19 protein-coding genes are annotated in these 21,706 nt (G+C 37.2%); 13 read left to right on the forward strand and 6 right to left on the reverse strand.

Annotated features, from left to right (window positions below):
* Window positions 1–3 precede the first annotated feature (3 nt).
* The 6 genes from CNQ82_RS05350 (at window position 4) to CNQ82_RS05375 (ending at window position 6,028) form a co-directional block, all read left to right on the forward strand.
* Window positions 4–1,098 carry an ABC transporter ATP-binding protein gene (locus tag CNQ82_RS05350; RefSeq protein ID WP_123144408.1) on the forward strand — a complete coding sequence of 365 codons (1,095 nt, stop codon included), beginning with the start codon at window positions 4–6 and terminating at the stop codon, window positions 1,096–1,098.
* A complete protein-coding gene (locus tag CNQ82_RS05355; protein ID WP_123144409.1) occupies window positions 1,091–1,897 on the forward strand; it encodes an ABC transporter permease in 807 nt (268 codons plus the stop codon). Before CNQ82_RS05350 ends, CNQ82_RS05355 begins: the two co-directional genes overlap by 8 nt.
* Window positions 1,894–2,706 carry an ABC transporter permease gene (locus CNQ82_RS05360; protein WP_123144410.1) on the forward strand — a complete coding sequence of 271 codons (813 nt, stop codon included), beginning with the start codon at window positions 1,894–1,896 and terminating at the stop codon, window positions 2,704–2,706. Before CNQ82_RS05355 ends, CNQ82_RS05360 begins: the two co-directional genes overlap by 4 nt.
* Window positions 2,703–3,776 carry an ABC transporter substrate-binding protein gene (locus CNQ82_RS05365; protein WP_123144411.1) on the forward strand — a complete coding sequence of 358 codons (1,074 nt, stop codon included), beginning with the start codon at window positions 2,703–2,705 and terminating at the stop codon, window positions 3,774–3,776. The genes CNQ82_RS05360 and CNQ82_RS05365 overlap by 4 nt, the downstream gene beginning before the upstream one ends.
* 37 nt (window positions 3,777–3,813) lie before the next feature.
* The gene (gene auxB, locus CNQ82_RS05370; RefSeq protein WP_123144412.1) at window positions 3,814–4,974 is read left to right on the forward strand and encodes a lipoteichoic acid stability factor AuxB; all 1,161 of its coding nucleotides are present in this window, start codon (window positions 3,814–3,816) and stop codon (window positions 4,972–4,974) included.
* Between the two features lie 250 nt (window positions 4,975–5,224).
* Window positions 5,225–6,028, forward strand: coding sequence for a DUF4064 domain-containing protein (locus CNQ82_RS05375; protein ID WP_123144413.1), 804 nt, complete (start codon window positions 5,225–5,227; stop codon window positions 6,026–6,028).
* A 54-nt stretch (window positions 6,029–6,082) separates the two neighbouring features.
* On the opposite strand, the gene CNQ82_RS05380 is transcribed toward CNQ82_RS05375, so the two are convergent.
* Window positions 6,083–7,426 carry an Nramp family divalent metal transporter gene (locus tag CNQ82_RS05380; protein WP_123144414.1) on the reverse strand — a complete coding sequence of 448 codons (1,344 nt, stop codon included), beginning with the start codon at window positions 7,424–7,426 and terminating at the stop codon, window positions 6,083–6,085.
* A gap of 201 nt (window positions 7,427–7,627) precedes the next feature.
* Window positions 7,628–8,239 carry a YktB family protein gene (locus CNQ82_RS05385; RefSeq protein WP_123144415.1) on the reverse strand — a complete coding sequence of 204 codons (612 nt, stop codon included), beginning with the start codon at window positions 8,237–8,239 and terminating at the stop codon, window positions 7,628–7,630.
* 119 nt (window positions 8,240–8,358) lie between these two features.
* Here CNQ82_RS05385 and CNQ82_RS05390 point away from each other — a divergent pair, with 119 nt between their 5' ends.
* The gene (locus CNQ82_RS05390) at window positions 8,359–9,180 is read left to right on the forward strand and encodes an inositol monophosphatase family protein (protein ID WP_095105956.1); all 822 of its coding nucleotides are present in this window, start codon (window positions 8,359–8,361) and stop codon (window positions 9,178–9,180) included.
* 162 nt (window positions 9,181–9,342) lie between these two features.
* On the opposite strand, the gene CNQ82_RS05395 is transcribed toward CNQ82_RS05390, so the two are convergent.
* Window positions 9,343–9,534 (reverse strand): DUF5325 family protein, encoded by a 192-nt coding sequence (locus CNQ82_RS05395; RefSeq protein WP_095105954.1) that lies wholly within the window; start codon window positions 9,532–9,534, stop codon window positions 9,343–9,345.
* Between the two features lie 94 nt (window positions 9,535–9,628).
* Between CNQ82_RS05395 and typA the strand changes: the two genes are divergently transcribed.
* On the forward strand, window positions 9,629–11,479 hold the full coding sequence (gene typA / locus CNQ82_RS05400; protein ID WP_123144416.1) for a translational GTPase TypA: 1,851 nt from the start codon (window positions 9,629–9,631) through the stop codon (window positions 11,477–11,479).
* A gap of 705 nt (window positions 11,480–12,184) precedes the next feature.
* On the opposite strand, the gene CNQ82_RS05410 is transcribed toward typA, so the two are convergent.
* Window positions 12,185–12,373, reverse strand: coding sequence for a DUF2197 domain-containing protein (locus CNQ82_RS05410; RefSeq protein ID WP_095105945.1), 189 nt, complete (start codon window positions 12,371–12,373; stop codon window positions 12,185–12,187).
* Between the two features lies 1 nt (window position 12,374).
* Window positions 12,375–12,857, reverse strand: coding sequence for a hypothetical protein (locus CNQ82_RS05415; protein WP_123144418.1), 483 nt, complete (start codon window positions 12,855–12,857; stop codon window positions 12,375–12,377).
* Window positions 12,858–12,993: 136 nt separating this feature from the next.
* Between CNQ82_RS05415 and CNQ82_RS05420 the strand changes: the two genes are divergently transcribed.
* The 3 genes from CNQ82_RS05420 to CNQ82_RS05430 all read left to right on the forward strand — a co-directional run bounded on the left by CNQ82_RS05420 (window position 12,994) and on the right by CNQ82_RS05430 (window position 18,602).
* Window positions 12,994–13,269 carry an Fpa/YlaN family protein gene (locus CNQ82_RS05420; RefSeq protein WP_015899990.1) on the forward strand — a complete coding sequence of 92 codons (276 nt, stop codon included), beginning with the start codon at window positions 12,994–12,996 and terminating at the stop codon, window positions 13,267–13,269.
* Between the two features lie 242 nt (window positions 13,270–13,511).
* Complete coding sequence (gene ftsW / locus CNQ82_RS05425; protein ID WP_123144419.1) at window positions 13,512–14,732, forward strand: cell division peptidoglycan polymerase FtsW; 1,221 nt, start codon at window positions 13,512–13,514, stop codon at window positions 14,730–14,732.
* Window positions 14,733–15,152: 420 nt separating this feature from the next.
* Window positions 15,153–18,602 (forward strand): pyruvate carboxylase, encoded by a 3,450-nt coding sequence (locus CNQ82_RS05430; protein WP_123144420.1) that lies wholly within the window; start codon window positions 15,153–15,155, stop codon window positions 18,600–18,602.
* A gap of 385 nt (window positions 18,603–18,987) precedes the next feature.
* Here the strand turns inward: CNQ82_RS05430 and CNQ82_RS05435 are convergent, their stop codons facing one another.
* Window positions 18,988–19,914 (reverse strand): COX15/CtaA family protein, encoded by a 927-nt coding sequence (locus CNQ82_RS05435; protein WP_095105934.1) that lies wholly within the window; start codon window positions 19,912–19,914, stop codon window positions 18,988–18,990.
* Window positions 19,915–20,186: 272 nt separating this feature from the next.
* On the opposite strand from CNQ82_RS05435, the gene cyoE reads away from it, so the two are divergent.
* The gene (cyoE, locus tag CNQ82_RS05440; protein ID WP_123144421.1) at window positions 20,187–21,098 is read left to right on the forward strand and encodes a heme o synthase; all 912 of its coding nucleotides are present in this window, start codon (window positions 20,187–20,189) and stop codon (window positions 21,096–21,098) included.
* Between the two features lie 25 nt (window positions 21,099–21,123).
* Window positions 21,124–21,585, forward strand: a complete 462-nt coding sequence (locus CNQ82_RS05445; RefSeq protein ID WP_123144422.1) for a DUF420 domain-containing protein — start codon at window positions 21,124–21,126, stop codon at window positions 21,583–21,585.
* Window positions 21,586–21,706: the final 121 nt, after the last annotated feature.

The following is a 21,706-nucleotide window of genomic DNA, read 5'->3' on the forward strand; positions in this document are numbered from 1 at the left end:
AAGTTGACACCTTTACTATCACTGAAATCAGTCAGCAAACAATTTGACGGCCAACAAGTTTTAAATAATATCGATTTAGATTTCGAGCCCGGCCATTTTTACACTTTACTAGGCCCGTCCGGCTGCGGCAAAACAACCATCCTGAAATTAATTGCAGGTTTCGAACAAGCCGATGCAGGCTCCATTATTTACCAAGGAAAGACCATCAATAAGATACCCGCAAACAAACGTACCGTGAATACCGTCTTCCAAGATTACGCGCTCTTTCCGCACCTGAACGTCTATGATAACGTCGCTTTTGGTTTGAAACTGAAGAAAAAGAAAGATTCAGAGATTCAAGAAAAGGTGAGAGAAGCTCTGAAACTTGTTAAGTTGGAAGGCTATGAACACCGTGGTATTGAAGAAATGAGCGGCGGCCAGAAACAAAGAGTGGCCATTGCACGCGCTATTGTCAATGAGCCGGAAATCTTATTATTAGATGAATCCTTGTCAGCATTAGACTTAAAATTGCGTACAGAAATGCAATATGAATTACGTGCCTTACAATCACGATTAGGCATTACGTTTATTTTTGTCACGCATGACCAAGAAGAAGCTTTAGCTTTAAGTGATTATATTGTGGTATTGAAAGATGGAAAGATTCAACAATTCGGAACGCCTTTAGATATCTATGATGAACCTGTAAACCGGTTTGTTGCCGACTTTATTGGCGAATCTAATATTATTGAAGGAACGATGGTCGAAGATTACTTAGTGAATATTTATGATAAAGACATAGCATGTGTAGATATGGGTATTACATCAGGTCAAAGAATCGAAGTAGTGATACGGCCAGAAGATATTACAATAACACCGCCAAATGAAGGATTATTCCAAGCTAAGGTAGATGCATTGCTTTTCAGAGGTGTGCATTATGAAATCAACTGTATGGACCAAGAAGGCTATGAATGGATGATTCAAACAACTAAGAAAGCTGAAGTTGGCAGTACTGTAGGCTTATATTTTGAACCGGAAGCTATTCATATCATGGTACCAGGAGAAACTGAAGAAGAATTTGATAAACGAATCGAAAGTTATGAGGAAGCCGAGGATGAGTAAATTAAATAAGTGGCTGTTTATACCTTATATTCTTTGGATGATTGGATTTATTATTATTCCTGTGATTTTACTCATTTATTTTTCTTTCATAGATATTCATGGGCATTTCAGTTTTACGAATTATGAACAAATCTTTTCGCTGCGTTATTTTAAGATGATGGCTTATTCAATTTTGTATGCGGCGATTATTACTTTGGTCACTTTAGTTATCAGTTATCCTGCAGCGTACTTTATTAGTTATTCTATTCATCAAAATTTATGGATTCTCATTTTAATCATCCCGACGTGGATTAATTTACTCCTCAAGACGTATGCATTTATCGGGATTTTCAGTCATGATGGAATTATCAATCAAATTCTAGGTTGGTTGCATCTTCCGAAAGCAGATTTGCTGTTTACAGCACCCGCTTTTATTATTGTAGCCAGTTATATTTATATTCCTTTCATGATACTGCCGATTTTCAATAGCATGAAAACAATTCCGAAGAATTTGCTGCAAGCTTCTAGCGACTTAGGAGCAGGCAAATGGACAACTTTCAGAAAAATCATTTTGCCGTTGACGAAAGAGGGAGTCTTATCTGGGATACAAGTAACCTTTATTCCTGCTTTATCGCTCTTTATGATTACACGTTTAATCGCTGGCAATAAAGTGATGAACATTGGTACTTCAATCGAAGAACAATTTTTAGTTATCCAAAACTATGGAATGGGTTCGACCATCGCTATTGCGTTGATTGTCTTTATGGCTTTAGTGTTAATCATTACGAAGTCAGGCAATGAAGGAGGCAGACGCTCATGAAATGGTATGGTAAATTATATTTGGCTGTATTAATTATCGGATTATATATTCCGATTATTTTTCTGATGGTCTACTCATTTAATTCAGCAGGTAATATGATTCATTTTGAACATTTTACCTTAGAACATTATCAGACACTTTTCCAAGATGACCGATTAATGTCGATTCTCTTTAATACCATTGCTGTAGCGCTACTTGCAGCGGCTGTATCGACAGTAGTCGGCACGTTCGGTGCGATTGCTTTATATCATTTGAGACAAAAGAAATTGCGCTTAACTTTTTTAACTTTAAACAATGTATTGCTCGTTTCTTCAGACGTGGTTATCGGCGCTTCATTTCTGATTATGTTTACAGCACTCGGGCATTTTACAGGTTTAGGACTAGGATTTTGGACAGTGCTTACTTCTCATATTGCGTTTTGTATACCGATTGTGGTCATTCTTATTTTGCCGCAACTGTATGATATGAATCAGCATATGTTTGATGCAGCTCGAGATTTAGGAGCAAGTGAGTGGCAGATACTGAATCGTGTGATGCTGCCTAATTTAATGCCGGCCGTCCTTGCAGGATTTTTCATGGCACTTACTTATTCATTAGATGACTTTACAGTAAGCTTTTTTGTGACGGGTAATGGATTCAGCGTTTTATCTGTAGAAGTTTATGCTATGGCGCGTAAAGGTATCAGTATGGAAATCAATGCGATTTCGACGTTAATTTTTGCAGTCATCGTTATCGGGATTGCAGGTTATTACCTGATTCAGCATACTACTAAAAAAAGACAATCTGTGAAACGAGGCATGATGCGATGAAAAAATTGATGCAGTTGATTATCGGCGCATTAGTACTCGGGCTCTTATTTTTAGGTTTAAGCAAATGGTATAGTGCTGAAGATAATCAGAAGACTGGGAAGAAGATATATGTTTATAACTGGGGAGAATATATCGACCCTGATTTGATTAAGAAATTTGAAAAAGAAACCGGTATCAAAGTCGTATATGAAACCTTTGATTCCAATGAAGCGATGGAAGCTAAAATCCGTAACGGCGGCACACATTATGATGTGGCGTTTCCAAGCGAGTATACGGTTCAGAAGATGAAAAAAGATCATTTATTATTACCTTTAAATCATCGTAAGTTGCCAAATATGAAAAATTTGGATAGTGATTATATGAATATGTCTTATGACCCGCACAATCGTTATTCCATTCCTTACTTTTTCGGAACGGTAGGGATTATTTATAACAAAACAGCTTATCCGAAAGAAGATTTCACAAGTTGGCAGAGTTTATATAATCCTAAGTTTAAAAATGATATTATATTAGTGGATGGTGCTCGAGAAATTATGGGGATGAGCTTAAATAAATTAGGTTATAGTTTGAACGATACGAATCCAAAACATTTGCAACAAGCAGAGAATGATCTTAGTCGTCTGGCACCTCAAGTTAAAGGGGTAGTAGGCGATGAGGTCACTATGATGTTAGAACAGCATGAAGCAAATATCGCAGTCGTATGGAGCGGTGCTGCGGCACCCATTGTTCAAGAGCATCCTGAATTTAATTATGACGTGCCTAAAGAAGGCTCGAATTTATGGTTTGATAATATGGTAATTCCTAAAACCGCTCAAAATAAAGAAGGCGCCTACCAATTTATTAATTTCTTGCTAGATGCCAAAAATAGTAAGCAAAACACAGAATGGGTCGGTTATGCGACACCAAATAAAGCAGCTGCACAAATGTTGCCGGCTGAAATTCGCAACGACCATCGATTTTATCCGACAAAAGATACTCAAAATAGGCTTGAAGTATATAAAGATTTGGGTAAAGATATTCTAAGTGATTATAACGAACATTTTTTGAATTTTAAAATGACGTTACAATAAAAAATAGATAAGTAAAATGTAATAGGGAGTGTTAGTGATGTCTGGAGAACCACAATACACACAAATTAAACGGCCAGTGAGCAGAGTGGCCGAAAAAGTACTGGGGTGGCTGAACTGGATTGGCTTGTTGCTGCTTACAGTAGCTACAATGTTTATTGCGCTGGTGTCATTCAGCAATGATACATCCATTCAAAAGTTAGAACAAACATTGACCAATAATGAATTTGCGCAACAAGTATTGACGAATAACGGGTTGAATACTACTCAATTTGTCATTTGGCTGCAAAATGGAATATGGGCAGTGATAGTGTATTTAATTGTTTGTTTATTAATTTCATTCTTAGCACTTATTTCGATGAATATTCGAGTGCTTTCTGGGATTTTGTTTTTAATTGCATCAATTATTACTTTACCGCTTGTGTTATTGCTTGCGACTGTCATTATACCTATTCTTTTCTTTATCGTAGCAATCATGATGTTTGCCCGTAAAGATCGCATTGAATCAGTGCCTTATTATCCAGGTGGTTATGGTCCTTATGACCGTGATTACGATTATGGACGAGACGATTATTACAATCGTCCTGAACATGATAGAGGCAGAGGGCGTTACGAGGATGATTATGAAGACAAGAGAAATCGCCGTCCCCGTCATGAACCTGCATATGAAAAACGTGATAGAGAACTTGCAGAAGAAGAGGACGATACACGCGTATACCGTCCTGAAAAAGAACGAGGTGCTGAAGCGGGTAATCGCTATCAAGATGAACAGAATCCGCAAGCTGATTATGAAGACGAACCACAATTCTTGTCACGACAAGCTAAATATAAACAAAAATCTGCAGACGAAGTAAAAGAAGAACAAGAGATGGACGCTTACGAACGCGAACAAGCACGTATTGATGAAATAGAAGGCAATAATGAAGCGGAAGAAGAAGTCCAAAATCGTGTTAATGAACCGCGTAAAGGTGAAACACCTGAAGAGAAAGCAGCACGTAAACGCGAGAAGAAAGAACGTAAAAAACGCGCGAAAGAACTCCGTAAGCAACGCCCGAGTGCAGTCAATCAACGTCGTATGAATTTTGAAGAGCGTCGTTCATTCAGTCAGCAAAAACCTGAGCATCCTGAATCAGAAAAGCCAGAAGATAAAGCAGCAGATAATACTGAAACACCAGTGGATGACACAAAAGAAGATAAATAAATAAGTAACGGTTAGGTCTATATTAATATGTAGATTTAACCGTTATTTTTTTATTTTCGACAAAGGAATGAATTCAAATGTAATTTATATAATAATTAGTTGTAATATGAAACTATACATGCATAAACCTTATTTGACAGGGTATGTACGATTATAAGACCAGTTCAAATGGCCTTAAAATAACGGCTGAGGTTAGCGAACAACAAATCAGAATGCAGCCTCGATCTTGCCTAATCAGGAGGGTAAATCCATGAACAGAAAATTAGAGAGAGTGATAGGTTGGATTGGTGTAGGTTTAACCCTACTATATACCTTATTATTTCTCATTGGCTTAGCCATGGGTAAAGGCACATTATCTAAAATATTATTAAAACAAGGCGATTCAAGTATGTCAGCCTCATACTTGCAACACTCAATGATCTTTGAAGCAGTAGCATTAATTGTAGTTGCAATCATCGCAGCAGTAGGTATCGTTTTAAGTAAGAAAAGCCGTATTCTAGCTGGTGTTTTACTCATTATTGCTGCAGTAATTGGCGTTTTCTTATCTAACTTCATCGCTTCAATCTTATTCTTCATTGCAGGTATTATGTTATTTGTAAGAAGAAGTCAGAAGAAGCATAGAGAAAATCAAGAATACGATAGAAAACACGGTTACTTTGATGCTACAACAAGCAAAGATGACGATTTAGATGAATTGCATAAAAAAGGTAAAGTAGATCCAAACTTAGAAGACCCTGAACATTATTCAGAAGCAGAACATGCTGCACACAATCGTAAAGAAAGAGAAAGACGCGAAAGTGGTGTTTTAGGCGGCAAAAAACATGACGAACATGAAAATAACCAGCATCAAGAAAATGATCACAATCCTAAAGAAGAACGTATTTATACTGAGGAACGTGGTTATGATAAAAAAGGAAATGAATTTGTCGAAAAAGACGAAGAAACTTTCTATGAAGACAATAAAGACGATATCAGCAACAATGACTTAACAAGTCAACGTCGTCGAAATAATGACGAACGACCAAGCCGTCATGATTTAGATGATAAGAAATAAAAGAGCAACATAAAGGCCTCGCTCCGGTAAGGATGCGAGGCCTTTATGTTACGTTTAAAGCTCTTGGAAAGTTTGAATAATTAAATGGATGTTCAAAATGCTAAGCACTCCGATTAAAATCCAAGAGACAATATTAATCCATAATTTGTTTTTAAAACGACCCATTAGATCTGAGTTGTTGGTAGCAAGTTGTAAAGGAATCAATGAGAACGGCAGGGCAATACTTAAAAATACTTGTGAGAAGACCAGCAATTGTTCCATCATCGCTTCGTTACCGTTAAAGATAATGAGACAGACGATGACAGGAATAATAGCAATCCCACGTGTGATTAAACGATTCAACCAATTCGGTATTTTTAAATTGATAAAGCCTTCCATCACGATTTGTCCTGCTAAGGTACCCGTAATCGTTGAGTTTTGACCTGATGCTAATAAAGCTACAGCAAATAAGGTACTCATCAAACCGCCTAATGAAGCGCCTAATAACGGTTGTGTCTTCAAGGCGTGGTACAAGTCATAGAATCCGCCAAGACTTTCTGAATTGCCGCCATAGAATAAAGCGGCTCCTAATATCAGCAATAAACAGTTAATAACGAATGCAATACTCAATTGAATGTTGGAGTCAATTGTTGCAAATTTAATAGCTTGTGCTTTTGAATCTTCATCTTTACGGTCATAAGTACGTGATTGCACGATAGAAGAATGCAAGTATAAGTTATGAGGCATAATTGTCGCGCCTACGATACCTAAAGCAATATATAGTGCGCCGTGTTCCGTAATAATCTTGCTGCTAGGAACAAAGCCGTTTAGGATACGCGTTACATCCGGAGAAGCAATATAGACTTCAAAAATAAAGATAGCTAAGACTGTAAATATTAATGTCCCAACAATCGCTTCAATCTTTCTGAAACCGAACTTCATAATGAACAACAAGATAAACACATCTAAGACGGTAATGATAGCACCGACGATTAAAGGAATTCCGAATAATAGGTCAAGTGCAATCGCGCTCCCGATCACTTCGGCAACATCGGTTGCGATAATTGCGAGTTCAGCTATAATCCAGAATACATAGCCTAAAGGTTTATTCAAATAATGTTTCGTAACTTGTGCTAAATCGTAGCCAGATGCGATTCCTAATCTGACAGTCATACTTTGTAAGAGCATGGCAGACAAACTGGAGACAAGGATAATAAACAATAGGATATATCCATATTTCGCACCGCCTTGCATAGATGTAATCCAGTTACCTGGATCCATATAGCCAACAGCGACCAGCAATCCAGGTCCTAGGAAAGACAAGAATTTCTGCTTGATACTGCTGCTGGAGTTAAAGCTGACAGAATTATTGACTTCATTTAAACTGTCAGTGTCATATTTGACCTGCTTTTTACTCAAGAAGGTCACCTCCGCTTCTAATACTTCTAATATTGTTCAATAATAAAGTAAAAATAAAGTTAGGTCAACCTAAAAATTTAATGTGAATGCTTTTTTAGCGTAGAACGACACAAATTTTTATAGAAAAAAGCACCTCATCTGTTCAAACAGAAAAGGTGCGAAAATAATCCTGAGTGTAGTTATAAGTTTTAGAGTATGCTATTATGAGTAAAACTTAAGTAATTGCTCAAAAGTATCTTCTAAATAACTTTTAAAGGCTTTATCAGTTTTAAGTTCAGGTGCTTTAGGAGATAATGTACGTGCAATGAAAAATTCGCCTTTTTTCAATTGATGGGCACGATGTAGTGCTTCATGCAACTCATCAGTTGTCAGGTCTTTAATAAGTGGTTTTTCCATTTTAACGTGGTCCGTACAAATCCGGTAATCCTCTGGCAAGTTTTCAATCTCATCAAAGTGCTTGTCAAAGACTTCAATGTAGTGATTTTTATTTTTAGCCTCATGCATGACACCGAACATGACAAAGACTTGATTTTCGTAGAGACCGATTTGGAAGTGAGGCAGCATTTTATAACCGCGTTTATTAGTTGAAAAGGCCACCCATGTATCTTTAGGCGGATTAACTGTACGACGAGCATGTTTTGCAATATGTGCATAGAACTCATCAGGCGTGTGGGTATTCAAGAAATCAGTGAAGTAATCACCAAGAGCTGCGAGTTTAGGTTGAATTTCTGATTCAATGGCAGCCATACGTCCTTCTAAACCTGGAACTTCAAAGACTTTAAAGTTTTGTTGAGTGAAAGTGAATTTAGACATCGTTTGCCTCCTGTTTGTTGTATTGAAAATATTGTAGCATAATTTGGATAGACAAACAGAGCAGATGCAATTTCATACAGTATAGAGTGCGTTATAATAACAATAAAGGGGTGTTCGACATGGCAGTATATGATTACGCAAAAGGGCTCGTGATTGAAGCGGGCAATAATATACGAAAAATGATGCAAGAAGAAATAGATATTGAAACAAAATCTAATCCGAATGATTTAGTAACCAATGTTGATAAAGCCACGGAGGATTTTATCTACAATAATATTATGGAGAATTATCCAGATGCGCAGGTGATAGGGGAAGAAGGGCATGGTAAGCCAATGTCTGAATTGAAGCCTGAGGGCGTTGTATGGGTCATTGATCCGATTGATGGTACATTGAACTTTGTGCATCAGCAAGAAAACTTTGCCATTTCCATCGGCATTTATAACGACGGCAAACCTTATGCAGGATTTGTCTATGACGTGATGAACGATAAATTGTATCATGCAAAAGCCGGCGAGGGTGCATTTGTGAATGAACACCCATTGAAACCGATTGCAGGCAGTGAATTGAAGAAAAGTTTAATTGGAATTAATCCAAACTGGTTAACAAAGCCACAAATAGGTGTTATATTCAAAAAGGTAGTAGATGATGCGAGAAGCGCACGTGCTTACGGTTCAGCAGCTTTAGAAATCGTGAATGTCGCGCGAGGCAAACTCGCTGCATATATGACACCAAGATTACAGCCTTGGGACTTTGCAGGCGGTTTGATTATTTTAAATGAAGTAGGCGGCGTCGGTTCAGATTTATTAGGCAAACCTTTGGAACTGACACAACCTCACTCCGTTTTAGTAGGCAACCAAGCAGTGCATGAAGAAATTCTGAATAAACATATGCTTTCTGAAAAAGAAACACTAGAAGCACTGCACGCAAGATACAAACAATAAAAAGGTCGGGACCATGTATGCATAAGCAAATGAGCATTAAACTGCTCATCTGCTGCATGGCATGAACCCAACCTTTTTCTTTTGACTGAAATTTATGAGTAATCTCCATTATGCAGGGTACTGCAATAAATGGATACCTTTGTTACAAATGTGTCGATTCGCTTATAGCCAGCCATTTTCTCGGTATTTCTTTTTCGTAGCAAATCCTGCGCCGAAGATACCAACCATGATTACAAATGTAATAATCGCGAATGGTAAGCTCTTAGCTCCGATACTGAAACTGAACAGTAAAAGGAACAGAACTGCTAGAACTGTGTATACCCAAAAAATCGCATGTGATTTTTTTTTCTGCATTCAAACCCCACCTTATTATTCTTTGCTCAATAATATGATATAATAAAAAAGTTGCAAATTGAAGTGGGAATTTACTCAAGAAAGGAAATTTAGTATGACAAATTTAAGAAATGACGTTCGAAATATTGCTATTATCGCTCACGTTGACCATGGTAAAACTACTTTAGTAGATGAATTATTAAAACAGTCTGGTATTTTCCGTGAGAATGAACACGTTGACGAACGTGCAATGGATTCAAATGATTTAGAAAGAGAACGCGGTATTACAATTTTAGCAAAAAATACTGCGGTTGATTATAAAGGCACTAGAATTAATATCTTAGATACACCAGGACACGCTGACTTCGGTGGCGAAGTTGAACGTATTATGAAAATGGTAGACGGTGTTGTATTAGTTGTTGATGCCTACGAAGGTACAATGCCTCAAACACGTTTCGTGTTGAAAAAAGCCTTAGAACAAAACTTAAAACCTGTTGTGGTTGTAAATAAAATCGATAAACCTTCAGCACGTCCTGAAGCAGTTGTCGATGAAGTATTAGATTTATTTATCGAATTAGAAGCAAATGATGAACAATTAGAATTCCCAGTTGTTTATGCTTCAGCGGTAAATGGTACTGCAAGCTTGGATCCAGAAACTCAAGATGAAAACATGCAATCATTATATGAAACAATTCTTGAAGAAATTCCAGCACCAAAAGACAACAGAGATGAACCATTACAATTCCAAGTTGCTTTATTAGATTATAACGATTACTTAGGACGTATCGGTATCGGTCGTGTGTTCAGAGGAACAATTAAAGTTGGCGACCAAGTATCATTATTGAAACTTGACGGCAGCGTTAAAAACTTCCGTGTCACTAAATTATTCGGTTTCTTCGGATTGAAACGTGAAGAGATTGAAGAAGCACATGCCGGTGACTTAATCGCAGTATCTGGTATGGAAGATATCAACGTTGGTGAAACTGTTACACCACATGACCACCAAGAAGCATTACCAGTATTGCGTATTGATGAGCCAACATTAGAAATGACTTTCCGTGTTAATAACTCACCATTCGCTGGTCGCGAAGGTCAATACGTTACTGCACGTCAAATTCAAGATCGTTTAGATCAACAACTTGAAACAGACGTATCATTGAAAGTAACACCGACAGATTCACCAGATGCTTGGACAGTAGCCGGCCGTGGTGAATTACACTTATCTATCTTAATCGAGAATATGCGTCGTGAAGGATATGAATTGCAAGTTTCTAAACCGCAAGTTATCTTAAAAGAAATCGATGGTAAATTATGCGAACCATTCGAACGTGTACAATGTGAAGTACCGCAAGAAAATGCTGGTGCAGTTATTGAATCATTAGGTCAACGTAAAGGTGAAATGTTAGACATGGTCACAACTGACAATGGCTTAACACGTTTAATCTTTATGGTACCAGCTCGTGGTTTAATCGGTTATACAACTGAATTTATGTCTATGACAAGCGGTTATGGTATTATCAACCATACTTTCGAAGAATTCCGTCCACGTGTTAAAGGGCGTATCGGTGGCCGCCGTAACGGTGTGCTTGTATCAATGGACCAAGGTAAAGCAAGTGCTTACGCTATCATCGGTCTTGAAGATCGCGGTACAAACTTCATGGAACCTGGTACTGAAGTATACGAAGGTATGATCGTTGGTGAAAACAACCGTGATAACGACTTAACAGTTAATATTACTAAAACTAAAAACCAAACCAACGTGCGTTCAGCAACAAAAGACCAAACTGAAACAATGAAACGTCCACGTATTTTGACTCTAGAAGAAGCGTTAGAATTTATTGATGATGACGAATTATTAGAAGTAACACCTGAAAATATTCGTTTGAGAAAGAAAATCTTAAATAAAGCACAACGTGAAAAAGAAGCAAAACGCGTTAAACAAATGATGCAAGAAGACGAACAATAAAATAGATAGAATCAATCTCTGAGTGAGATGGTGATGCACGCCGAGAAGTTAGGTTGAATACTAACTTCCCGGCGTGTATTTTTTTGGTGGAAAGTAGAGTGGAGGCGTGTATGCGGGCGGTGTATAGTGAAATCGGTTGATTGGGGAGATTGACGAAGTATGCAGGTGAGGAAGGGGCGGTTGATGAGGAATGTTGTAGGAATTAGCGGTTGAGGTGAGGGCAGAATTTTGCTTATTTGAGCAGATGAGATATTGTTTTTTAGGATTTGTGCGTAATCTAGACTTTTCTCGGGAACTAGTGTCTAGAATAGTGTGTTTTCTGGACACAACTTTAGAACTAGTGTCTAGAATAGTGTGTTTTCTAGACACAACTTTAGGACTAATGTCTAGAATCAGCATTATCTATCAACTTCGTGTCCAATAAACGGATATATCGGCCAAGAATGGGAGCAACGTGTCCAATAAACAGATATATAGGCCAAGATTCGATGCAACATGTCCAATAAACGAATATATTGGCCAAGAATACGGACAACGTGTCCAATAAACAGGTATATTGGCCAAGATTCAAGCAAACATGTCCAATATCCGCTCCCCACATACTTCCTCCTATCTCCTCATTCCAACACCAACCCACATCCGTCCGCACCGCCCCCCCTATAAAGACAAAAAATATCGAAGACCAACAAGTCTTCGATATTTCTTCTATTCATTAAAATGAAATTCGTTATTTTCTTGATAGAAATTATTACGTTGCTTTGGAACATCTAAACGGCTTTTACATTCGCCGCACATAAACGTACGCATCGGATTATTTTTCAACTGTTTAGCTTCCAAAGTATTTTCGTCAATGAGTACTTCGGTATCACAAATGATACACTGTACTTTTTTCAAATTATACCACCTCGATATAAATCACATGTTTGAATTCATGTGAGTAACCTTCTTCAGGTATGTAAATGAAACTATCAACGCCATTGTCATCGTATAAGCGTTTACCATGATCAGCAAATTTAAAGAATAGATATGGCAATAAGCTGATGGGAATTTCGATGGAATCTTCATCGTTTGATAAACGGATAGCAGTAGCATTGTCGTTTGGCTCAGCATTTTTAAAGAAAGGTGTCATGTTGATTACAAATGTATCTTCAATCATGGCGCGTTTCTTATATTTTGTTTCTGAGTTTAATGTAGGCGGGTTAGTTTGACCTTCTAAAATGGCACGGTTCCAAGCACGATTGTTTTGGAATTCAATCGGTTTTGTCCCTTCGAAAACACCATTTTCCAAGTCTTCAATTTTGACTTTACGATCATCAAAAATCCAAGTTGTACTATCTAAAGTGATTGGAAATTTAACGTTACCCTTAATTTGTATCATTATTATGCGCTCCCCTTTATTATATCTGAGTATATAATAACATAGATTGGATAAAGTGAATTGAAATTTACTTGCAATTTAGTATCGAGTAGGCTAAAATTTTTAATATGACAACAAATGATAGGGGGAGTATGTCATGGCTAAAACGAATAGTATAAATAATGCGGCATATGACCAATTAAATAAAGATGCAGACCGCATCCTACAATTAATTAAAGTACAGATGGATAATCTTACATTGCCGCAATGTCCATTATACGAAGAAGTTTTAGATACACAAATGTTCGGATTGCAAAAGGAAGTAGACTTTGCAGCTAATTTAGGCCTTATTGATATTGAAATGGGCAAAGAAATTATGTTGCGTCTTGAAAAAGAATTGTCTAAACTTCATGAAGCATTCACAAATGTTTAATTTTTAACATATCAGCACCAGATAAGACATTTTCATCGGCTGTCTATCCATCAATTTATGAATGGATGCAGCCGATTTTTCTTATCAATCTAAATAGGAATTACTTGCATCATTTTGCAAATCTATGGTTCTATAAAGAGAGATTGTAAATTCAACTTTACATTATAGTAAAGTGTATTTATAACGGATTGAGGAGAATGTTTGGAGCACTTTCAAATATTAGAATTGGATGATTAACTAAAATGAATAATTTAAAAGCAATCTTTCGACATGTGGGAAAATATTCGAAATTTATCGATTATCCGCTTGTCATTACTTACATAACGCTTTGTTTAATTGGTTTAATTATGGTTTATAGTGCCAGCATGGTTGCTGCGACAAAGGGAACGCTGACCGGTGGTATACCTGTATCAGGCACTTATTTTTACACGAGACAATTAATGTATGTCATTATGAGCTTTATCATAGTCTTCTTTATGGCATTTTTCATGAACGTTAAATTCTTGCAGCAGAAAAAAGTACAACAAGGGATGATGCTGATAATCTTTCTACTATTATTTGCGACACTCTTGATAGGGAAAAATATCAACGGGTCTAAAAGTTGGATCAACCTTGGTTTCATGAACTTGCAAGCTTCGGAATTATTAAAAATTGCTATCATTTTATATTTGCCTTACATGATTAATAAGAAGCGACCTCAAGTATTTACGAATTCTAAGTTGATTAGAGGGCCGATTATCTTTATTCTCCTTTGTGTAGGATTAGTATTTTTACAAAAAGACGTCGGTCAAACGATGTTGATTTTAATCATCTTCTTTTCAATTTTGTTTTATGCAGGTATTTGGGTGAAACAAGTATTGAAATATGGCATAGGTATTTTTATTTTAGGCATCGTCATATTTGGTGGTGCTGCATTATTAGGTATATTGCCTTCATATTTAGTTGCTCGTTTCAGTATTGTGACGAATCCTTTTAAATATGAATCTGGAACAGGTTATCACGTAGCGAACTCACTTATGGCAATTGGTAACGGGGGATTATTCGGTAAAGGGTTAGGCAATAGTGTGCTGAAACTAGGCTACTTGCCTGAACCGCATACTGACTTTATCTTCGCAGTGATTTGTGAGGAATTAGGATTAATCGGCGGAATGTTAGTGTTGGGACTACTATTCTTCATTGTGTATCGTGCGTTCCAATTAGCATCTCAAACGACTTCTTATTTCTATAAGTTAGTTTGTGTCGGTATTGCGAGTTATATCGGAAGTCAAACTTTCGTCAACTTAGGCGGTATTTCAGCACTTATTCCTTTAACAGGTGTGCCATTGCCGTTTATCAGTTTCGGCGGATCTTCCATGATTGCATTAAGTATTGCTTTAGGATTGCTCTTAATTACGGCTAAGCAAATTAAGCTGGATAAGAAACGAGCGAAGCAGCAACATGTTGATATACCAAGAAAATATTAAAACTCTTTCAGGAGTTGGGACATTAAATTGTTCCAACTCCTATTTTTATGCGGGAATGTAAACTTTTAAATAAAATTGATTAACAATACACAAACATTTTAAAAAGTTAACTCAAAAACGTTAAAGCTTTTAAATTAAGTAAACATGATTAGTGTTGAAGAAACATATAACTAATAATTATTATGGTTGATAAGGTTATGTGATATAATAGGGATATGCTGTTTAATACATCTACTAAAGTAGAATTATTACTATAAATGTAACTTAAACAGGGGGATATTTTAATTGGAAAAGGGATTTTCAAAGGTTTCTTTTTCAGTAGTAAGAAGTTGAAGTTGAACTTGAATGTTCGTGTTTCAAGGATTTTGTGCACATTAAGGGTTTTGAAAATTCTAATAATTCAGATGGGGGTAAGTGTCATTGAAGAAGATTAATAAGTTAATGGTTGCTAACCGTGGTGAGATTGCGATTCGTATTTTCCGTGCGGCAACTGAGTTAAATATTAAAACGGTAGCGATTTATTCTAATGAGGACAAGGGTTCATTACATAGAAACAAGGCGGATGAATCTTATTTGGTCGGTGAGGATTTAGGACCGGCGGATAGTTATTTGAATATTGAACGTATTATTCAAGTGGCGAAGAATGCTGGTGTGGACGCGATTCATCCTGGTTATGGTTTCTTAAGTGAAAATGAAACGTTTGCACGTCGTTGTGCGGAAGAAGGTATTATCTTTGTCGGACCTGAATTGAAGCATTTGGATATGTTCGGGGACAAGGTGAAGGCGCGCGCAACTGCGATTGAAGCGGGTTTGCCGGTAATTCCGGGTACGGATGGTCCAATCGAGGATTATCATAAGGCAGCGGACTTTGCGAACGAGGCGGGTTATCCGTTGATGATTAAAGCCACAAGTGGCGGTGGCGGTAAAGGTATGCGTATTGTGAATAGTGAAGATGAATTGGAAGAAGCATTTTCTCGTGCAAAATCTGAAGCTGAAAAGTCCTTCGGCAATAGCGAAGTGTATATTGAAAAATATATTAATGAGCCAAAGCATATTGAAGTGCAGATTATGGGTGATTCTGAAGGCCATATTGTCCACTTGTATGAACGTGATTGTTCGGTTCAACGTCGTCATCAAAAGGTGGTCGAAGTGGCACCGTCTGTTGGATTAGATGAAGGTTTGCGCGAACGTATTTGCGAAGCAGCTTTACAATTGATGAATAATGTAGGTTATGTGAATGCCGGAACTGTTGAATTCTTAGTTTCTGGTGATGATTTCTATTTCATTGAAGTCAATCCGCGTGTCCAAGTTGAACATACGATTACTGAAATGATTACAGGTATTGATATTGTGAAAACGCAAATCTTAGTCGCAGATGGTGAATGTTTATTCGGCGAAGAAATCGGCATGCCACACCAAGAGGATATTCAAACATTGGGCTATGCCATTCAATGTCGTATTACTACTGAAGATCCTGAAAATGATTTTATGCCGGATACTGGTCACATCATTGCTTATCGTTCTAGCGGCGGTTTCGGCGTACGTTTGGATGCCGGAGACGGTTTCCAAGGTGCGGAAATCTCACCTTACTATGATTCATTATTGGTGAAATTATCGACGCACGCGATGACATTCAAGCAAACGATTGAAAAAATGGATCGTTCGTTGCGCGAAATGCGTATTCGTGGTGTGAAAACTAATATTCCATTCTTAATTAATGTGATTCGTAATAAACAATTCCAAGAAGGCGATTATACAACTAAATTTATTGAAGAAACACCTGAATTGTTTAATATTCAAGCGACACAAGACCGTGGTACTAAGACGCTTGAGTACATTGGAAATGTTACGATAAACGGCTTCCCGAATGTAGAGAAACGTCCTAAGCCGGATTTTGAACGTCCGCATATTAAACAAATTCCGCAAGCTGAAATTAATCAATTACGCGGAACGAAACAATTATTAGATGAACAAGGCCCGAAAGCGGTGGCGGAATGGTTGTTGAAACAAGATGATGTGCTGATTACGGACACTACTTTCCGTGACGCGCACCAATCATTACTTGCAACGCGTGTGCGTACGAATGATATTTTAGCGATTGCTTCGGAAACAGCTGAAATTCTGCAGGATGCGTTCTCACTTGAAATGTGGGGCGGCGCAACGTTTGATGTTGCTTATAATTTCTTAAAAGAAAACCCATGGGAAAGATTGGAAAAATTACGTACAGCGATTCCGAATGTGCTGTTCCAAATGTTGCTGCGTGCTTCTAATGCAGTGGGTTATAAAAACTATCCAGATAATGTGATTAAGAAATTTGTGAAGGAAAGTGCTGAAGCGGGTATCGATGTCTTCCGTATTTTCGATTCGTTGAACTGGCTGGATCAAATGAAAGTAGCGAATGAAGCGGTGCAAGAAGCGGGCAAAATCTCTGAAGGTACAATTTGTTATACAGGTGATATTTTAGATCCAGCACGCTCTAACATCTTTACATTGGAGTACTATGTTAACTTAGCAAAAGAATTGGAAAGAGAAGGTTTCCATATTTTAGCGATTAAAGACATGGCTGGTTTATTAAAACCGAAAGCAGCCTTTGAATTAGTCGGTGAATTAAAAGCGGCGATTAACTTGCCAATCCACTTGCATACGCATGATACAAGCGGTAACGGTATTTTAGTATATAAACAAGCTGCTGATGCAGGTGTAGATGTGATTGACACAGCAGTGTCTTCTATGAGCGGATTAACAAGTCAGCCAAGTGCCAACTCTTTATACTATGCATTGAATGGTTTTGGCAGAGATGCGCGTACTAATATTGTAGGCTTAGAACGACTAGGCCAATATTGGGACACAGTACGTCATTACTACAGCGACTTTGAAAGTGATTTCAAATCACCGAACACAGAAATCTATCAATATGAAATGCCTGGCGGACAATATTCTAACTTGAACCAACAAGCGAAAAGTTTAGGACTGGGCAATCGTTTCCATGAAGTAAAAGATATGTATCGTCGTGTGAACTTCTTATTCGGTGATATTGTCAAAGTAACACCTTCCTCTAAAGTTGTCGGCGACATGGCCTTGTATATGGTACAAAATGATTTGAACGAAGAAGATGTAATTAAAGATGGTTACAAACTCGACTTCCCAGAGTCTGTAGTTTCCTTCTTTAAAGGTGAAATCGGACAGCCGACAAGCGGTTTCAACAAAGAGTTGCAAAAGGTTGTTCTGAAAGGTCAAGAGCCATTAACTGAACGTCCAGGAGAATATTTACAAGCGATTGATTTCGACGCCTTACGTGAAGAATTGCAAGCTAAACAAGATAAACCGGTCACTGATCAAGATTTAATCAGTTATGCAATTTATCCGAAAGTATATGAACAATACATCAATACTAAAGAACAGTTCGGTAATATCTCATTATTGGATACGCCAACTTTCTTCTTCGGTATGAATGTCGGAGAAACAGTAGAGGTTGAAATTGATAAAGGTAAAACTTTAATTATTACCTTAGAAGCGATTACTGAGCCGGATGATAAAGGTATCAGAACGATTTTCTTCATCATGAATGGTCAAACGCGTCAAATTAAAATTCAAGATGAAAATGTGAAGACGGATGCGACTGTTAAACCTAAAGCAGATAAATCGAACCCAAATCATATTGGTGCCCAAATGCCTGGTACGGTATCTGAAGTAAAAGTGGCTGTGGGTGATCATGTAGATGCGGGACAAGCACTCTTGATTACTGAAGCGATGAAAATGGAAACGACTGTCCAAGCGCCATTTGCTGGCACTGTGAAAAAAGTGACGGTTACAGATGGAGAAGGTATTCAAACTGGAGATTTATTAGTAGAGTTGGAAAAAGATGAATAATCGTAGGAGAGAACAGAACAGAAATAACATTGTTTAAAACTATTTCGTCGTTCTGCCCCGACAAAGCTAGCTACTGTCAATTTGGAACAAGAGCATTTTCTATTCAGATAGTTACTGCCAGTTCAAAAAGAGGGGTTAGACGTCGTTATGTTTTAACTCCTGCTCTGGACATTTGAAAATAACTTCATACTAGATTGAAAAATAAGAGAACTAGAAAGATGGCTTGGCTTCTTTCTAGTTCTTTTTGACGTTCGAGATACTTATTAAAAGGGTTGAGAAAGGCGATTGATTTATAGAACGAAGATATTTAACAAGAGATAGTAAGTAATCAAACATAAAAAACTCTGCCAGACAAATATAACATTTGTCTGGCAGAGTTAAATTTTTAATAGGCATTATTTTTAGCTTTTTCTACCCGCTTCGTACGCAACATCAGCAAGATGAAGTAAGCGATGAGGCCGAATTCAAACGTAATAATCAAGGCGTGCAATAACGCGATTAAAAGATTGACGTGTGTGAAGATAGATAAAGCACCCGTAATAATTTGCAAGATAATCAATAACAAAGCTGCTGTATATCCATAACGAATTGTACGGTTATTTTGATAATGTTTGATTGCATAATTAAAGGCTAAGAATACACTGATACTTGCAATCAAAGCTAAAGTTCTGTGTGCAAGTTGTACCCAGTCTTGTTCTGTATGAGGAATCAAATCAGCGAATGGTAACGGCCAAGAACCGTATGCCATAGAAGATTTAGTGTGGCGTACTAAAGCGCCAGTATAAATTCCGACATAAAGGCAAATTGCCATTGTCCATGTATAAATACGTAATTTGCGATCGATATGTACTTTGTTGGCTTCATATTTTTGGTCAACATCAAAGATAATTAATGTTAAGACAAAGACTGAAGAGAAACTGATAAGTGAAATACCGAAATGCAAAGCAAGTACATAATCATTTTGCTGCCATAATACTGCAGCGGCACCAACAAGTGCTTGAATCAGCAAGAAACCTACGCTGATAATACTTAATGGTTTAACTTCTTTAATATACCCGATGTTCTTCCATGCTGTAATTACCAACCATAATACAACGATTAAAGACAATGCAGAAGTTGCTCTGTGACTGAGTTCGATTATAGTATCTATAGGCAAATTCTGCGGTAAAAGTGCACCATGACATAAAGGCCATGAAGACCCGCAGCCGTTTGCCGAGCCCGTTTTAGTAACTAACGCGCCCCCTAATTGTACCCATGCCATAATAATCGTTGCTAAAATTGATAACCATTTAAGGTTACGCTTTTTAAACAATTTTAAACACCCCACTGATTATTGACATAATTAAAGGCAGGGCATAAGTAAAGATGCCCCAGCCTGTGTTGTCATTCAAATAAATTGTAAAGATTTATAAACATTATATCAATAATTGTCTTAGATTTTAATAGCTGACACTTTGAATTTGTGTCACAAAATTGACGATTTGGAATGTCGATAAAGTGTCACAAATTTGTCTCATTTAATCTAGTCAATAGTTACCTTTTGCTTTATCATAGTATTATATGAATATTTTAAGGAGGGGCATTATGGATAAAGGACACACTTTGTCGCAAACTTCTGGGCGCGTTACCTTCAAAGAATTAAAGACAATTATAAAAATGGGACTCGTCCAAGGTAACCTGATTCCTGCATTTGCGGGTTCATGGCTTGCAATTGTACTGGCGAATCATTCCTTCCTATCATCTATACCGCAAATTTTGTTAATGCTGATTGGGTCTACACTCATCATGGGGGGCGCATGTGCACTCAATAACTATTATGACCAAGATATTGACCGCATTATGCCTAGTAAACAGGGAAGACCTACAGTTAATGACAGAATTTCAAATAAAAATTTATTGATTTTAAGTTTCAGCATGATGGTTATCGGAGAGATTGCTCTATTTATTCTCAACATACCATCAGGCGTTATCGGTTTAATGGGAATAATCGGTTATGTATCGTTTTACTCAATCTGGTCTAAACGACACACAACTTGGAATACTGTAATTGGAGCATTTCCTGGAGCAGTACCGCCGTTAATCGGCTGGACAGCAATCGAGGGACAATTAAGCATGACAGCAATTGCACTATTCTTAGTTATTTTCTGTTGGCAACCGATTCATTTCTATGCATTAGCGATTAAACGCCAGGATGAATATTCAGCTGCGAATATTCCAATGCTGCCATCAGTTAAAGGATTTAATCGTACAAGAATCGGTATGTTCGTATGGTTAGTTTTATTATTACCATTACCATTCTTATTAAGTGATTTAGGTCCAGTATTTATCGGATTGGCGACATTATTGAACTTAGGTTGGATTTATCTTGGATTTACAAGTTATAAAAAGAAATCTGATCATACGAAATGGGCTACTTTAATGTTTGTTTACTCACTGAATTACTTAGTGTTATTCTTTGCATTAGTTGTAGTAATTTCTTTAATCAATATGATTTAAATAAATTTGAGATAGGATGAGATGAATGAGCCTACCTATATTACCTACTATTAGTACAAGTTGTATTCAAATTTGTGCTGTATTGGTAGCCATTGGCTGGTATTTAATTAGAAAAGGCAATATTGAAGCGCATAAAAAAGTAATGTTAGCCGCTGCATTTTTCGCACTGACTTTCTTCATTATTTATGCAAGCAGAACTTTCTTCATTGGAAATACTGCATTCGGCGGACCTGACTGGTTGAAAGGACCGTATACTTTCTTCTTAGTTTTCCATATTATTTTGTCAACAGTCGGCGGCTTGCTTGGTTTGAACCAAATTATTACAGCATTTAAAGACAAATTTAACATCCATAGAAAAATGGGACCGATTGCTGCAGTTGTATGGTTCTGTACAGCCTTCACTGGTATCATCGTCTACATATTGTTATATGTTATGTACCCAGGTGGAGAAACAACTTCATTATTTAAAGCGACTTTCGGTTTTTAATAGCTTAGTAATCGACTGATGACTCTATGTTGTTAGTCGATTTTCTTTTAGGTAATTATTAAAAGACATTCCTTGCGAGTTGTTAATATAAACATGTACAATAAGAATACTTAATATTGAG

It is taken from the genome of Staphylococcus debuckii, from assembly GCF_003718735.1.
Taxonomy (GTDB): domain Bacteria; phylum Bacillota; class Bacilli; order Staphylococcales; family Staphylococcaceae; genus Staphylococcus; species Staphylococcus debuckii.